At 73.6% G+C, this 14,893-nt stretch carries 13 protein-coding genes and 1 pseudogene; 8 read left to right on the top strand and 6 right to left on the bottom strand.

The window, feature by feature from the left end; all coding sequences use genetic code 11:
• Window positions 1–119: 119 nt before the first annotated feature.
• The 3 genes from ramS to ABTY20_RS33110 form a co-directional block, all read right to left on the bottom strand.
• Window positions 120–248 carry a mycelium formation morphogenetic lantipeptide SapB gene (gene ramS, locus ABTY20_RS33120; RefSeq protein WP_006130296.1) on the bottom strand — a complete coding sequence of 43 codons (129 nt, stop codon included), beginning with the start codon at window positions 246–248 and terminating at the stop codon, window positions 120–122.
• Window positions 245–2,941, bottom strand: coding sequence for a class III lanthionine synthetase LanKC (gene lanKC, locus ABTY20_RS33115; protein ID WP_352000849.1), 2,697 nt, complete (start codon window positions 2,939–2,941; stop codon window positions 245–247). The genes ramS and lanKC overlap by 4 nt, the downstream gene beginning before the upstream one ends.
• 443 nt (window positions 2,942–3,384) lie before the next feature.
• Window positions 3,385–4,044: an MmyB family transcriptional regulator gene (locus ABTY20_RS33110; protein ID WP_352000848.1), complete on the bottom strand. Its 660-nt coding sequence runs from the start codon at window positions 4,042–4,044 to the stop codon at window positions 3,385–3,387.
• Between the two features lie 223 nt (window positions 4,045–4,267).
• Between ABTY20_RS33110 and ABTY20_RS33105 the strand changes: the two genes are divergently transcribed.
• Together ABTY20_RS33105 and ABTY20_RS33100 are read left to right on the top strand one after the other, a co-directional pair.
• Window positions 4,268–4,924: a helix-turn-helix domain-containing protein gene (locus tag ABTY20_RS33105; protein WP_352000847.1), complete on the top strand. Its 657-nt coding sequence runs from the start codon at window positions 4,268–4,270 to the stop codon at window positions 4,922–4,924.
• Window positions 4,925–5,207: 283 nt separating this feature from the next.
• Complete coding sequence (locus ABTY20_RS33100; protein ID WP_352000846.1) at window positions 5,208–5,444, top strand: hypothetical protein; 237 nt, start codon at window positions 5,208–5,210, stop codon at window positions 5,442–5,444.
• 38 nt (window positions 5,445–5,482) lie between these two features.
• Here the strand turns inward: ABTY20_RS33100 and ABTY20_RS33095 are convergent, their stop codons facing one another.
• Window positions 5,483–6,160, bottom strand: a complete 678-nt coding sequence (locus tag ABTY20_RS33095; protein WP_352000845.1) for a 4'-phosphopantetheinyl transferase family protein — start codon at window positions 6,158–6,160, stop codon at window positions 5,483–5,485.
• Window positions 6,157–7,017, bottom strand: coding sequence for a metallophosphoesterase family protein (locus ABTY20_RS33090; RefSeq protein ID WP_352000844.1), 861 nt, complete (start codon window positions 7,015–7,017; stop codon window positions 6,157–6,159). The genes ABTY20_RS33095 and ABTY20_RS33090 overlap by 4 nt, the downstream gene beginning before the upstream one ends.
• A gap of 232 nt (window positions 7,018–7,249) precedes the next feature.
• On the opposite strand from ABTY20_RS33090, the gene ABTY20_RS33085 reads away from it, so the two are divergent.
• Window positions 7,250–8,374, top strand: coding sequence for an ATP-grasp domain-containing protein (locus tag ABTY20_RS33085; RefSeq protein ID WP_352000843.1), 1,125 nt, complete (start codon window positions 7,250–7,252; stop codon window positions 8,372–8,374).
• A gap of 97 nt (window positions 8,375–8,471) precedes the next feature.
• Here the strand turns inward: ABTY20_RS33085 and ABTY20_RS33080 are convergent, their stop codons facing one another.
• Complete coding sequence (locus tag ABTY20_RS33080) at window positions 8,472–9,809, bottom strand: 6-phospho-beta-glucosidase (RefSeq protein ID WP_352000842.1); 1,338 nt, start codon at window positions 9,807–9,809, stop codon at window positions 8,472–8,474.
• A 291-nt stretch (window positions 9,810–10,100) separates the two neighbouring features.
• On the opposite strand from ABTY20_RS33080, the gene ABTY20_RS33075 reads away from it, so the two are divergent.
• The 5 genes and pseudogenes from ABTY20_RS33075 to ABTY20_RS33055 all read left to right on the top strand — a co-directional run.
• A complete protein-coding gene (locus tag ABTY20_RS33075) occupies window positions 10,101–11,501 on the top strand; it encodes a glycoside hydrolase family 16 protein (protein WP_352000841.1) in 1,401 nt (466 codons plus the stop codon).
• A 366-nt stretch (window positions 11,502–11,867) separates the two neighbouring features.
• Window positions 11,868–12,119 (top strand): hypothetical protein, encoded by a 252-nt coding sequence (locus ABTY20_RS33070; RefSeq protein WP_352000850.1) that lies wholly within the window; start codon window positions 11,868–11,870, stop codon window positions 12,117–12,119.
• Complete coding sequence (gene zwf, locus ABTY20_RS33065) at window positions 12,116–13,720, top strand: glucose-6-phosphate dehydrogenase (RefSeq protein ID WP_352000840.1); 1,605 nt, start codon at window positions 12,116–12,118, stop codon at window positions 13,718–13,720. Before ABTY20_RS33070 ends, zwf begins: the two co-directional genes overlap by 4 nt.
• On the top strand, window positions 13,717–14,652 hold the full coding sequence (opcA, locus tag ABTY20_RS33060) for a glucose-6-phosphate dehydrogenase assembly protein OpcA (RefSeq protein ID WP_352000839.1): 936 nt from the start codon (window positions 13,717–13,719) through the stop codon (window positions 14,650–14,652). Before zwf ends, opcA begins: the two co-directional genes overlap by 4 nt.
• Window positions 14,645–14,893, top strand: a pseudogene (locus ABTY20_RS33055) (glucose-6-phosphate isomerase); the annotation flags it as partial. The gene opcA and the pseudogene ABTY20_RS33055, both read left to right, overlap by 8 nt.

The following is a 14,893-nucleotide window of genomic DNA, read 5'->3' as shown; positions in this document are numbered from 1 at the left end:
TCTGTGCGGGGCGGCCGGGCGTGCCCGCCGACGCTGGCGCCGGCGCCCCGGGTGAGGACCCGGGGCGCCGGAACCGAGCGACGTGACTCACCGCGTCGCCGCGGCGGTCGACACCGGTGTCAGTTACAGGTGGTGACGCTCAGGCTGCTGTCGCCGCAGAGCAGCAGGCTCGCGCGGCTGCCGGTCTCGACGTCCCCCATGGCCTCTTCCTTGGGGGTCTCCATCGACTGCAGGTCGAACAGGTTCATGACATCTTCCCTTCGTAGGACAACGGGTTCTCTTGCATCACGACCCCGGGAGGGGCCGAGTCGTGGGGCCGCCCGGTGCGCGGCGGCGGAAGGAACGGCAGTCCGGCGGACCGGGCGCCGTGGACGGAGGCGACGGCCAGCAGGCACCCCGCCGTTCCGGTGGAGAGGTCCATGGACAGGCGCATCATCTGCTCACCGGGGAAGGCGAGCCGGCCGCGGTAGGACATGGCGTGCCAGGACAGCGCGTTGAGCTGGCGCCGCAGGGCCCGCGGACCGGTTCCGGGCACCGTGGCCGTGGTGCGGCCCAGGTACAGCACCATCCCGGCCACGCCCCGGTACAGGCCCGGCTGCGCGTAGAACATGGCCTGGGCCGCGGCCACGATCTCGCCTCTCGCCCGCTCGAACTCCTCGTCCTCCCGGTGCGCCAGGTAGTCGTCGAGCACCATGCCGATGCCCACGCTGCCCGCGCCCAGGTAGGGCATGGTGCGCCAGCCCTCGTCGACCTGGAGCGCGCCGCCCGCGCCGCGGACGCAGCGGGCCAGGTCCTCGCGCAGCGCGTCCCGCGCGAGGTCGAGCAGGGCGGGGTCCCGGTCGCGTTCGTACAGCCGCAGGAAGAGCAGGGCGCGTCCCGCCGCACCGTGCAGCAGCCCCGCGCGGCCCCGGCCGGCGCTCCCGTCCCCGGCCGCCGGCCCGCCCCGGGCGGTCAGCTCGGCGCAGCGCCGGGCCGCCGCGTGCAGGGCGGTCTCCCCGGTGGCCGCGGCCAGCGAGTCCAGGGCCAGGCCCACTCCGGCGGTGCCGCTGTGCAGGTCCGGGGCCAGACGGTCGAAGGACTGGTCGAGGAGCAGCTCGGCGAGGTCGAGGGCGCGGTCGCGGTGGCCGAGGTGCTCCAGCGTCCAGGCGAGGCCGGCGAGACCGTCGTGGAAACCGGGCGGCATGCCCGACGGCGGTTGCTTGGTCCGCTCCAGCAGCCACTGCTCCCCGTCCTCGTCCCGCCCCGCCCCGCTCTCGACCAGGGCGTACAGCACTCCCGCCGCGCCGTGGCCGAAGGCCAGCCCGCCGCCGGCGGTGGCGAACTGCGCGATGTCGCCGGGGAAGAGGCGGTCGGTGCGGGACGGTGTCGCCGACGCGCGGATGGCCGCGGCCATCGAGTCCCGGCTGCGGGGCCAGTCGTCCGGCCGGACCGGCACCACCGGCCCGTCCCCCCGTCGCGCCGTCGCGGCGCCGGTGGACACCGTGGGGACGGTGGACGTGGTGGGGGCGGCGGGGGCGGTGGTTCCGCTGGTGATCTCGTCGACCGCCGCGTCCAGGAAGGCCCGGTCCACCGGGAACTGGCCGGCCGCCACATCGGCGAGGTGGGCCGCCTTGCGCCGGTCCAGTGCCAGCAGACTGGTGAGCGGGAGGAACAGCGCGAGGCGCAGACAGGCCAGCGCGTACCGGTCCACCGCCACGCCCCGCCGGTCGGGCGGTGCCACGAACCCCGGGTTGGCGACGGTCTGCCGGCCGGCTTCGTCGACCCTGTGGGCCGCCTCGAAGTCCAGCAGGGCGACGCTGTCGTCCTCGCGGATCATGATGTTGAACAGGTGCAGGTCGTTGAAGACCACGCCCCGGGCGTGGACGGCCTCGACGGCGCGTTCCACCTGCGCGTGGACGTCGAGGGCCCAGGCCGTGTACTCGGCCAGCCGCTCCTGGCTCGGGTCGGCCTCGATGAGCGGATGACGGCGGGCGAAGAACGTGTTGAGCGGTTTGCCGTCGATGTGCTCCAGCACCAGGAAGTGGTGCTCCCCGACCGTCAGGTGGTCGATCACCTCGGGTGTGCAGTCCAGACCGGACAGCAGCTCCAGCGCCCGGCGCTCGCGGTGCAGCCGGGTCACCGCGTCCGCGCCGTCGGCCGCCAGACCGGCGTGCGGACGGGCCTCCTTGAGGACGACCCGCTCTCCCGTGCGGGAGTCGCGGGCGAGGTAGACGCCGCCGCCGTTGGAGAAGTGCAGCGCCGACTCGACGGCGTAGGGCAGGTCGCCCACGGTCAGCGCTTCCCGGGCCTTCAGGTGGGGGCGCAGGAAGGCGGGCGGATCCACCCAGTCCGGCACGCGGAAGACGGGGCCGCGCAGATCGGGCACCAGCACTCCGTCGGGACCGGCCACGGCCGGCCGCAACTCCCCTTGCGCGTCGTAGCAGTTGCGCCGGGTGAAGCCGCCGTACCGGACGTGCACGGGCCCTTCGCCGAGCCGCAGGTCGCTCAGGATGTACGGTCCGGGCTCGCCCGCCAGCAGCTCCGACAGCTCGCCCGCGAGCCGTTCGAACCGCGCCTCGTCCGCCGGGTACACGGTGATGAACTTGCCGCTGCCCGCCCGGTCCGCGTACTTGGCGTTGCGCTGGTGCAGCAGGTAGCGGCTGGGCACGAACTTGAAGGCCGTGCCGCCGGCGACACAGTGCCGCCACACGCGCTCGAGCACGGACTCGGCGTTGTCGAGGCAGGCGGAGACGTGGATCTTCCATCCCTGGTCGGGCAGGTCGGCGTCGACCGGACGCAGGGCGAGCCAGTCCCCGCTCTCGTTGCGCTGCCATCCCTGCGGGACGGGCCACGAGGCCGCGGCGTACCGGGAGCCCCCGGTGCCGGCCGGGGAGACGGTGCGGTGCGGGGCGTCGTAGAAGTACGGGTCCGCGTCGCAGTACACGGCATAGCCCTTGTTCACGCCGTCTCCCTCCCATCGGTTGTCGACGGGGACGACGGTGTCACGCGGCGCGCCACCCCGCACAGTCACCGCTGTCATCACTCCGATGTGCGGAACGCACGGGTAACTTCGCGGGGTCGCGCACGGCGGAGGTCCCGTGCCGGGCGGGCGGGGCGTCGTCATGGTGGTGGCGACACGACGTCGAGGACGGCGCAGGCCGCACCGATGCCGCAGATCACCGCCTTCGCCGGGACCAGTGGCACGTCGTCGCCCCCGGCACGAGGTGGGCCGGGAGCCGCTCGGCCGGACGGTGCCCGAAGAACCGCTGGTGCTCCACCGGGCCGGGGGCAAGGGGCTTGCGTCCAGGTACGGCCTTGCCGCCGGGGCGCCGGCTCGCCCGCGCGGGCGCTCCGTCCCGCGGCGGTCCCGCGGGGGAGGACGCGGACGCGTCGGCGGGGGCCGTCTCAGTCGGCCGAGTGGACCACTCTCAGGTGGGAGGCGGCGCGGCGGGACCCGCGGTCCCCGGACGGGGTGCGGCGCGCCTCGCGCAGGACCAGCGTCAGCCGGGTGCAGTCCATGCCCCGGAGGACCGGGGTCGTCTCCGCGACGATCCGGCAGTCCGTGGCGCCCCAGCGCGGGTCGGGGTGGAGCAGCGGACGTACGGCGCCGTCGGGTTCGGCGGCCTGCTCCCCCACGGCCCGCAGCCAGTGCGGCACACCGTGCCGGTAGGCGGCCTCCATGATGGGGTCCTGGGCGATGTCACGGCGGATGGACTGCAGCCCGTGGTCGTGGCCGTACCGCTCGGCGGTCTTGGCGAAGTGGGCCAGCATCGGCAGGCACCAGCTCGACTCGTGGTCGCCGAGCACCGCGGCCGCGTCCGGGTGGAAGAGGACGAACCGGAGGAAGTTGTCGCAGGGCAGGGCCGTGGGGTGCGGCTCGACACCCCGGAAGAGCGTCCGGAAAGCGGTGTTGGCCAGCAGCACGTCCCAGCGGCGGTCGACCACCAGGGAGGGGAAGGGGACCGCCTCCAGGAGCGCGGTGTAGTCCTGCAGATAGGCCTGGGCCCCGGGGGTCCCGGGGGCGGGCCGCGGTGCCGTCCGCCGCCCTCCTGCCTGATGTGCCATCGGGAGGTCACCCCTCTTGCCTGTGCGGCCCTGACGCGGCGCCCCGATCCTGCTGCCCACACGGGAGGCATGTCAACTATCGTGGCATTCCCTGCCGGTTGACGGCCGAAATTAGCCACAGTTGTGGCGGGACCTGGCTGCGGGTTCGAGGCAACGGCTAGTCTCCGTGAAGTTCACGGCAATCGCTTGTGAGAATCCTGTGAGAGACCTAGGAGATCTTTCGGTGACGGGTGGCTTCGAGGGGCCTGGCACCACGCCGACGACCGCGCTGCCGGCCGTCGTCGCCCGCGTCGCCGCACTCGCCGACCGGCTCGGCGTGGCGCACGCGGAGGTCTTCGACGCCGGCCGACTGTCCACCGCCTCCGGCGTCCCGGAGTCCGTGGTCAAGGCGCTGCTGAGCGGCCGGCCCGCCGGCGAGCCCGATGTGCAGACGCGGTTCGTGCAGCGACTGGACCTGTTGCGCCGTACCCGGCTGAAGCCGAACGGGCGCAGGTACACGCAGCAGGAGATCGCCGACGGCGCGGGCATGTCCCGGCAGCAGGCCGGCGCGCTGATCAACGGCGACCGGCGTCCGACCGTGGAGCACTGCGACGCCATCCAGCGGTTCTTCCGGGTGCACGCCGGTTTCCTGACCGCCGAGGACCCCGAGGCGCTCGCGGGCGCGCTCCAGCACACCGAGCAGGAGCTGCTGCACAGACTCGCGGACCAGGAGCGGGAGGCGGCGGCGCCGGCCGACGATCCGCTGGAGCGGCTGCTGCAGGACCACGGGGTGCGCGGGATCGCCTGGCGGGCCGCGCAGCTGCCCACCGACCAGCACCGCGACAAGGTCGCGGAGTGGCTGGACATGCTCCTGGAGAGCGTCCAGCGGCCCCAGGCCTGACCCGGGGGCGGCACGCGGTCCGAACGGCGGGCCGCCGGCGGTTCCCGGCCCGGCCGTCCCGTGCCGCCGCGGCAGGGATCCCGGTGTCCTCGGGGAACGCACGGCACCGGAGCGTCGGCGGGCGGCGCCGGGAACCCGCCGACGCCCGTGGGGACGGCGGGGCCCGTCAGGCGCGCGGGCCCGCCGGGCGGGCGAACCGGCCCGCGGTGACCCCCGACTGTCAGTGGGGGACGGCAAGCTGGGAGCGAATCGTCACCGACCGCGAGACGGGGAGAACCGAGCGATGCCCACCGCCGTACTGACCGACCACGAGCGCACCGCCGTCCGGGCCTATCTGCGGCTGCTGCACACGGTGCGCGCCGCCCTCGACACCCGGCCGGGTCCGCCGGGGCCTCCCGGACCCACGGTGGTGCCGCCCTCCGTGCTCGCCGAGGCGGAGACCGCCCTGGCCCGGGCGGGCCTGACCGGCAACGAGGAGGTGTTCTTCCGGATGCTGCGCGACTGGCACCCCGAACCGTAGCCGGCCGCGTCCCGCGGCGGCGGTGGTCGCCGCCCCGCTCAGCCGTGCGGGACGGCGACCGCCGTCGCGACCAGGCCCCCGTCGGTGGTCCAGCGGCCGGTGAAGTGGTCGACGACGCGGTCGCCCACGCGCGGGCCGGGGACGAGGAGGGTGGCGCGGAAGCCGCCGCGGGTGTGCTCACCGGGGTCGGCGAAGAGGTCGAGGTCGGCCTCCAGGAAGTCCAGCCACTTCCCGGTGAGCGGGAACCACGCCTTGTAGACGGACTCCTTGGCGCTGAACAGCAGCCGGTCCCAGTGCACGGCGGGCAGTTCCTCGGTCAGCCCGCCGATCCGCGCCGCCTCTCCCGGCAGCGCCACGGAGGACAGGACCCCTTCGGGCAGCGGGGCGTGGGGTTCCGCGTCGATGCCGAGGGACGCCAGGTCGGCGGCGCGCACCAGGGCGGCGGCGCAGTAGCCCTGGCAGTGGGTCATGCTGCCGGCCAGTCCGTCCGGCCAGACGGGGGCGCCCCGCTCACCGGGCAGCACCGGCCGCGCGGGCACGCCCAGCTTCTCCATGGCGCGGCGGGCACAGGAGCGCACGGCGGTGAACTCCCGGCGGCGCTTGGGGACGGCGCGCGTCAGCAGCGCCTCCTCCTCGGGATACAGCGGGGCGTCGACGCCCTCGTCGCCGTGGGCCTCGACGGCGACCACCGTCGGCGGCAGCAGTTCCTCGATCATCGCCCCTCGTCCTCCCGCGGCACGATCCGGCGCAGCCGTCCCGGCGGTTGTTCCCGCTCGCGCCACTCGCGCGGATAGCCCACCGACACCTCCTCGAAGCGGACGCCGTCCCGCCGGGTGGTCCGGGGGATGTGCAGATGGCCGTAGACCATGGTGTGGACGGGGAACCGCCGGTGCCAGTCGTCGGTCAGCACGGTGCCGCACCACATGGCGAACTCGGGGTACCGCAGGATCTCCGTCGGGTGGCGGTGCAGCGGCCAGTGGTTGACCAGGACGAGCGGCAGCCCGTCCGGCACCTCGGCCAGCCGGCGTTCGGTCCCGGCGACCCTGGCCCGGCACCAGGCCTCCCGGCTCGGGTACGGATCGGGGTGCAGCAGCCGCTCGTCGGTGCAGACGACCCCGGTGCCGTGCGCGTACTTCAGCCCCTCCTCCTTGGTGGCGCACCCGGAGGGCAGGAACGAGTAGTCGTACAACAGGAACAGGGGTGCGACGACCACCGGGCCGCCGGGGCCGTCCCAGACGGGGTAGGGGTCCTCGGGTGTGATCACCCCGAGGTCCCGGCACTGCTCGACCAGGTGGTCGTAGCGGGCGACGCCGCGCAGGGTGACCCGGTCGCTCGGATGGGTCCACAGCTCGTGGTTGCCGGGCACCCAGACGACCTTGGCGAACCGGCCGGCCAGGGTCTTCAGGGCCCAGCGGACGTCCTCCACGGTCTCCGCGACGTCACCGGCCACGAGCAGCCAGTCCTCGTCCGACTCGGGCCGCATGCCCTCGACCAGGGCCCGGTTCTCGGCGTACCCGATGTGCAGGTCGCTGATGGCCCACACCTGTCCGCCGCTCTCTGTCCCCGACCTCACCCGTCGCCCCTCCAGCCGTCGCGCACTCCCTCACAAGACCACATCGGTGCCGCCGGAACAAGCGTGTCCCGGCATCCGTGTGCGGTACGGGAACCGTCGCCGAAGTCGTATGATCGCCCCGACACCACCGCCGTGAAACGCCCTTTTCCCAGGGCGGTTTGGTGACCCTCCACACTCCTGCCCGGGCAACGGGCCGCCGCGCCCTGCCCGCGAACCGTGAAAGGCGGCCTGCATGGTCCCTCGCGTACGCGTCTGGCTCAACCGCACGTACGCGGAGAACGTGTTCTTCATGGAGCAGCTGAGGCGAAATCCCGACGGCCGGGCCGTCGAGATCCACGCCACCCACGGCGACCCCGACTCCCCCGTGCCGGCCGCCGCCGACACCGCCGAGCCGGAACCCGAGGGGCTGTCCCCCGCGGCGTACGCCGAGTACGCGCTCGCCCAGTGCGAGCGGCGCGGCATCGACGTGTTCGTCCCCCGGCTGCACCAGGCGGCGATCGTCGCGCGCCGCGCCGAGTTCGAGGCGGCCGGCACCGCGCTGCTGGCGCCGACGCCCGAGGCGGTGGCCGTGTTCCACGACAAGGCGGTCGCCTATGAGGCGGTCCAGGCGATCGGGGTGCCCGTGCCGCCCTGGTGGCGGGTGCGCAGCGCGGACGAACTCCTGGCGGCCGTCGACGAGTTGGAGGCGCTCGGATACCAGGCCTGTTTCAAGCCCGCGTCCGGCGCGGGCGGGGTGGGCTTCCGGGTGATCACCCGCGCACCCTTCTCGCTCACCCAGCTGAGCGGCTTCCCGGGCCCGTACGTGCCACTCGGCCTGGTGCTGGACGCCCTGCGGCGGGCCGAGGAGCCGGTGGACTGGCTGGTGATGCCCCGTCTGGAGCAGCCCGAGGTGTCGGTGGACTGCCTCACCGGGACCGACGACCGGGTCCGGCTGGCGGTGGGGCGCACCAAGAACGGCCGGCGCAGGGGCTTCACGCTGCACGAGCAGTGGCTGGAGCCGGCCCGGCGGATCGCGGAGGGCTTCGGACTGCACCACCTGTCCAACATCCAGTTCCGGATGCTGGGCGAGCGGCCCGTGCTCATGGACGTCAACACCCGGCCGGCGGGCGGGCTGCACCAGCTGTCGCTGTGCGGGGTGAACGCCCCGTGGGCCGCCGTGCGGCTGGCGCTCGGCGAGGACCCCGGCGAGATGACGCCGCCGTTCCTGGGCGGGGACTACACGGTGGTGTCGGGTCCGCGTCCGCTGCTGCCGCCGCGGCAGCGGGCCGACGTGTCCACCGCCGTGCCCTCCCTGGGGGCCGTGCCGGCTCCGGCCGCGCCCGTGGAGCCGCGGACCACGACCGGGGCTCCCGTGTGAGGGACCCCGGGGAATCCCCGCCGGGGGGCACGGAGGACTCGGGCCGGTCGGCCGCCGTCACGGGGGACGACCGGCCGGCCCGAGCCGGGGTGGACGGCTATTCGAGGTAGGCGAGGCCGGGGTGGACGGCGGTGTAGCCGTCGACGAGCCGGCGGGCCACGTTCACGGAGTCGACGAGCGGATGCAGCGCGAACGCCTTGACTGCCGTCGCGCGGGAGCCCGACCGGGCGGCGGCCAGCACCTCGCGCTCGACGGCCTTGACGGCGCACACCAGGCCGGTGGCGTGGTCGGGCAGCGGGTCGACGGAGACGGGGTGCGCGCCACTGGCGTCCACCAGGCAGGGGACCTCGATGACGGCGTCCCCGTCCAGCGGTGACAGGGTGCCGCGGTTGCGGACGTTGAGGATGAGGGTGGCGCGTTCGTCGCGGGCGATGGCCCGCATCAGGGCGAGCGCCACGTCCTCGTAGCCGCCGGAGAGGTCCTCGGCCTCGCGCTCGCCCGCGCCGGCCGTCTCCCGGTTCTCGGCCATGTAGGTGGCCTCGCGTTCGGCGCGGGTGCGGTCCCACAGGTCCAGGGCGGGAACGCCCGGGTCGGCCACCCCTGCGTAGAACCGTGCCTGCTGGTCGCGCAGGAAGGCACCCCGGGTCCGCTCCGCCTCCTGGTAGGCGCGGACGGCCTCACGGTTGAAGTAGTAGTAGTGCAGGTACTCGTTGGGGACCGCGCCCAGGGACCGCAGCCAGTCGGCGCCGAAGAGCCTGCCCTCCTCGAAGGAGCCGAGCAGGGCGGGGTCGGCGAGCAGCCGCGGGAGCTCGTCGCGGCCGGCGACGCGCAGGCCGCGCACCCAGCCGAGGTGGTTGAGGCCGACGTAGTCGATCCACGCCTCCCGCGGCCGCGCGCCGAGCACCCGGGCGATGCGGCGGCCGAGGCCGACCGGTGAGTCGCAGATGCCGATGACGCGGTCGCCGAGGTGGCGGGACATGGCCTCGGTGACCAGGCCGGCGGGGTTGGTGAAGTTGATGACCCAGGCGTCGGGGGCGAGGCGGGCCACCCGCCGGGCGATGTCGACGGCGACGGGGACGGTGCGCAGCCCGTAGGCGATGCCGCCCGCGCCGACCGTCTCCTGGCCGAGCACGCCCTCGGCGAGGGCGACCCGTTCGTCGTGCGCCCTGCCTTCGAGGCCGCCCACGCGGATCGCGGAGAAGACGAACGCCGCGCCGCGCAGCGCCTCGTCCAGGTCGGTGGTGGCGGTCACCTCGGGCGCGTCGGGGACACCGGAGGCCTGCTCGGCCAGCACCCGGACGATGGCACGCAGCCGTCCGGCGTCCACGTCGTGCAGGACGACGCGGGTCACCCGGCCCTCGGCACGGTCCCCGAGCAGTGCCCCGTACACCAGCGGGACCCGGAATCCCCCACCACCCAGAATCGTCAGCTTCACATCCGCACCTTCCCGCCACGACGCACCGGGACGACCCTACTCGCGGCGCGACCGCGCAGCGGGAGGCTCCCCGGCGCCGCACCCCGCCGGCCCGCGGCTCCCCTGCCACCCGTTCGCCCCGATTCGGAACGTGAACTCGCCGCCCCCACAAGGACTTTCTCGGTTACATCTCTTGACGGTGCAGGCGCCGCAGAGCACATTGACGTCACCGTGAGAGCGCTCTCACGCGAAGTTCCCGGCTCTCGAACGCACCTCCCGCCACAGGCATCCGAACCCGAGAGGCATCCCCACATGAGTGACTCCTCCGGCATCCCCCACACGTCCCGCAGACCCCGCCCGCTGCGGCGGGCGCTCCTCGCCGTCGTCGGCACGCTCGCCCTCGCGGCGGGCGCCGCCACCGCGGCCGGTCCGCCCGCGAGCGCGTCCGTGCCGCCTCCGCCGTCGGGCTGGACCCAGGTCTTCGCCGACGACTTCGACGGTCCCGCGGGCAGCGGCGTCAACACCGCCGACTGGCGGTACGCGACCGGCAAGGGCTACCCGGGCGGCCCCGCCAACTGGGGCACCGGCGAGATCGAGACGATGACGTCCAGCACGGACAACGTCTCGCTGGACGGCAGCGGCAATCTCCGCATCACCCCGCGCCGTGACGCCTCCGGCAACTGGACCTCCGGCCGCATCGAGACCAACCGCACCGACTTCCGGCCCCCGGCCGGCGGCAAGCTCCGCGTCGAGGGCCGCATCCAGGTGCCGAACGTCACCGGCGCCGCCGCCAAGGGCTACTGGCCGGCGTTCTGGATGCTGGGCTCCCCCTACCGGGGCGACTACTGGAACTGGCCCGCCGTCGGCGAGCTGGACATCATGGAGAACACCCAGGGCAACAACACCGTGTTCGCCACGATGCACTGCGGCACCTCGCCGGGCGGCCCGTGCAACGAGACCAGCGGCATCGGCGGTTCGACCACCTGCCGGGGCACGACCTGCCAGGCCGGCTTCCACACGTACCGGATGGAGTGGGACCGCTCGACGAGCGTGGAGGAGATCCGCTTCTCCCTCGACGGCACCACCTTCCACACCGTGCGGGAGAACCAGGTGGACGCGACGACCTGGACGAACGCGACGAACCACGGCTACTTCGTCATCCTCAACGTGGCGATGGGAGGCGGCTTCCCCGACGCCTTCGGCGGCGGCCCGGACTCGGGCACGCAGCCCGGCCACCCGATGCTCGTCGACTACGTGCAGGTCCTGACCTCCGGCGGCGGCGACCCGGGGAACCCCGGCGGCCGTGACGCCTACGGCACCATCCAGGCCGAGTCCTACGACGGCCAGAGCGGCGTGATGACGGAGAACACCTCCGACTCCGGCGGCGGCCGGAACGTGGGCGCGCTGGCCAACGGCGACTGGCTGCAGTTCAAGGGCGTCGCCTTCGGCTCGAACCCGGCCCGGCAGTTCTCCGCACGGGTGGCGAGCGGCGCCGCCTCCGGCGTCAGCGGTCTGGTCGAGGTGCGCCTGGACAGCCGGAGCAACGCGCCCGTCGGCAGCTTCGCGGTGGGCAACACGGGCGGCTGGCAGTCCTGGCGGACGGTCCCGGCGAACATCAGCGGCGTGACGGGCACCCACGACGTCTACCTGACCTTCACCAGCGGCCAGCCGTCGGACTTCGTGAACGTCAACTGGTTCACCTTCGGCCACTGATCCCACCCCCGCACCGGCCCTCCCGGCCGGACAGGAGGGCTCCACGCGCGCGTGGGGCCCTCTTTCGCATGCCCCGGCCGGGGACCGCATGGTCATGACGGTTCCGCGGTACCCGGCGCCACGGAAGGAACGACGGGGCGTCGGCACCGAGGACGCCCCGCCGGCCGGAAGTGGACCCGCCGTCAGAAAGATCATACTTTTAAAGGTGAACACAGAAAGGCACCCATCGTGCTTGAACCGAGAACTTCTTGAACCGGGACGGCGTGCCCCCGCGCCCCGTGCGGCGCCGTCGCGGCGACGTGGCCGCCGGGGAATCACCGGCCGCCGCACACGGTTGTCGTGACCGCGAGAAAGAAGATGAGCACGGTGAGTGAAGCGACCATGAGGGCCCTCTCCGGCGAGCGCCGGACGCCCGCCGGGATGAAGGACCCGACGGATGAGGACACCCTGGAGGTGAGGGCGCCGTCCGCACCCCGCCCCGTCCGCACGACGCCGCCGTACGGCGGAGTGGCACGGCGGCCGGAGGACGAGGGTGTCGCGAAGCCCGCGGACGCCCGTCGGGGGCTGCTCGACGCGGTGCCGAAGTCGCTCGACAGCAAGGGAGCTGACGCGGAATGACCGACGAGACGACCGAACCGACGGCGGACGCCCCGAAGGAGCCCGGGGAGACCCTCACGGCTCTCCCCGCGCCCCCGGCCGGCTGGGCCAACCCGCTGCGCGACCCCCGGGACCGGCGTCTGCCCCGGGTGGCGGGCCCCTCCGGGCTGGTCATCTTCGGGGTGACCGGCGACCTGTCCCGCAGGAAGCTGATGCCGGCCGTGTACGACCTGGCCAACCGGGGTCTGCTGCCGCCGGGCTTCTCCCTGCTCGGGTTCGCCCGCCGGGACTGGGAGGACCAGGACTTCGCCCAGGTGGTGCACGACGCGGTCAAGGAGCACGCCCGGACCCCGTTCCGCGAGGAGGTCTGGCAGCAGCTCTCCGAGGGCATGCGGTTCGTGCCGGGCGACTTCGACGACGACCACGCCTTCGACCAGCTGCGCAAGGCCGTCGACGAGCTGGACGCCTCCCGGGGCACCAGCGGCAACTACGCCTTCTACCTCTCCGTGCCGCCGAGGTTCTTCCCGAAGGTCGTCCAGCAGCTGAAGAAGCACGGGCTGGCCGACGCCCCCGAGGGGTCCTGGCGCCGCGCGGTGATCGAGAAGCCGTTCGGGCACGACCTGAGGTCGGCCCAGGAGCTCAACGCGATCGTGCACGAGGTGTTCGAACCGGAGCAGGTCTTCCGGATCGACCACTACCTGGGCAAGGAGACGGTCCAGAACATCCTGGCGCTGCGCTTCGCCAACCAGATGTTCGAACCGGTCTGGAACCGGTCCTTCGTGGACCACGTGCAGATCACCATGGCCGAGGACATCGGCATCGGCGGGCGCGCGGGCTACTACGACGGCATCGGCGCCGCGCGCGACGTCATCCAGAACCACCTCCTGCAGCTGATGGCGCTCACCGCGATGGAGGAACCGGCCTCCTTCGACGCGGCCTCGCTGCTGACCGAGAAGCTGAAGGTGTTCCGGGCCGTGCGGCTCCCGGCCGACCTGGGCCGGCACACGGTGCGCGGGCAGTATGAGGGGGCCTGGCAGGGCGGCGCGAAGGTGCGCGGCTACCTGGAGGAGGAGGGCATCGACCCCTCCTCGAAGACCGACACCTACGCCGCGATCAAGCTCGGGGTGGACAACCGGCGCTGGGCGGGCGTCCCCTTCTACCTGCGCACCGGCAAGCGGCTGGGCCGCCGGGTCACCGAGATCGCGGTGGTCTTCCAGCGCGCCCCGCACTCCCCCTTCGACACGACGGCCACCGAGGAGCTGGGGCAGAACGCGGTCGTCATCCGGGTCCAGCCGGACGAGGGCATGACGGTCCGGTTCGGCTCCAAGGTGCCGGGGACCTCGATGGAGCTGAGGGACGTGACCATGGACTTCGCCTACGGCGAGTCCTTCACCGAGTCCAGTCCGGAGGCGTACGAGCGGCTCATCCTGGACGTCCTGCTGGGGGACGCCAACCTGTTCCCCCGCCACCAGGAGGTGGAGGAGTCCTGGAAGATCCTCGACCCGATCGAGGAGTACTGGGCGGCGCACGGCCGGCCGGCGCGGTACACCTCGGGCAGCTGGGGACCCGCGGAAGCCGACGAGATGCTCGCACGAGACGGACGGAGCTGGCGCAGGCCATGAAGATCGACCTGACCGACACCACGGCAAGCAAGGTCAACAAGGCGCTGGTGCAGGGCCGCCGCGCCATCGGCACACCGGCCGTGGGCATGGTCCTGACGATGGTGATCGTCACGGACGAGGAGAACGCCTACGACGCGATCAGGGCGGCCGAGGAGGCCTCGCACGAGCACCCCTCGCGCACCCTGGTCGTGATCAAGCGGCACACCCGCAATCCGCGCGAGCGCACCCGTTCCCGGCTGGACGCCGAGGTCCGGGTCGGATCGGAGGCGGGCACCGGGGAGACGGTGGTGCTGCGGACGTACGGCGAGGTGTCCGAGCACGCCGACTCGGTGGTGCTGCCGCTGCTGCTGCCGGACGCGCCGGTGGTGGTGTGGTGGCCGGCGGACGCGCCGGAGAACCCGGCGAAGGACCCGCTGGGCGCGCTGGGCCAGCGCAGGATCACCGATCTGTACGCGGCCGAGAACCCGATGGACACGCTCGAGGCCCGCAGGCGCTCCTACACCCCCGGGGACACCGACCTCGCCTGGACCAGGCTGACGCTGTGGCGCTCCATGCTGGCGGCGGCGCTGGACCAGGCGCAGGCGCCGGTGACCTCGGCGACCGTGGAGGCCGAGGCCGACAACCCGGCCGCCGAGCTGCTGGCGCGCTGGCTGGAGGCACGGCTGCGGGTCACCGTCGACCGGGTGGTGACGGCGGGACCCGCCGTCACGGCGGTCCGGCTGGGCACCGCGGACGGGGAGGTCGTCATCGACCGTCCCGAGGGTCCGCTGGCCACGCTGACCCTGCCGGGGCAGCCCGCGCGCCGGCTGGCGCTGAAGGTCCGTGCCACCTCCGAACTCATCGCCGAGGAGCTCAGGCGCCTCGACGCGGACGAGATGTACGCCGTCGCCCTGCGCGGCGAGGCCACCGAGGAGATCCCCGCTCATGTCTGACGTCCCCGAGCCCACCCGGCGCCCCGAGTGGACCGCCCTGGCGAACCACCGCGCGGACGCGCTGCCGCAGCCGGACCTGCGCGAACTGTTCGCCGCCGACCCGTCCCGCGCACAGCGGTACGTCGTGCGCGTGGGGGACCTGCGCATCGACTACTCCAAGCACCTGGTCACCGACGAGACGCTCGCCCTGCTGCGCGAGCTGGCCGTGGCCACCGACGTGTTCGGGCTGCGGGACGCCATG

Source organism: Streptomyces sp. NPDC126497, assembly GCF_040302425.1.
In the GTDB taxonomy this organism is placed as follows: domain Bacteria; phylum Actinomycetota; class Actinomycetes; order Streptomycetales; family Streptomycetaceae; genus Streptomyces.
The sequence above is the reverse complement of the archived record's forward strand: the minus strand, read 5'-3'. Positions and strand labels throughout refer to the sequence as shown.

Bases quoted from the DNA above. Each gene is read 5' to 3' on its own strand.
- opcA (WP_352000839.1), top strand. From the start codon at position 13,717: ATGAAGATCGACCTGACCGACACCACGGCAAGCAAGGTCAACAAGGCG.
- zwf (WP_352000840.1), top strand. From the start codon at position 12,116: ATGACCGACGAGACGACCGAACCGACGGCGGACGCCCCGAAGGAGCCC.
- ABTY20_RS33095 (WP_352000845.1), bottom strand. From the start codon at position 6,160: ATGATCGAGGAACTGCTGCCGCCGACGGTGGTCGCCGTCGAGGCCCAC.
- ramS (WP_006130296.1), bottom strand. From the start codon at position 248: ATGAACCTGTTCGACCTGCAGTCGATGGAGACCCCCAAGGAAGAGGCC.
- ABTY20_RS33110 (WP_352000848.1), bottom strand. From the start codon at position 4,044: ATGGCACATCAGGCAGGAGGGCGGCGGACGGCACCGCGGCCCGCCCCC.
- ABTY20_RS33075 (WP_352000841.1), top strand. From the start codon at position 10,101: ATGAGTGACTCCTCCGGCATCCCCCACACGTCCCGCAGACCCCGCCCG.
- ABTY20_RS33085 (WP_352000843.1), top strand. From the start codon at position 7,250: ATGGTCCCTCGCGTACGCGTCTGGCTCAACCGCACGTACGCGGAGAAC.
- ABTY20_RS33100 (WP_352000846.1), top strand. From the start codon at position 5,208: ATGCCCACCGCCGTACTGACCGACCACGAGCGCACCGCCGTCCGGGCC.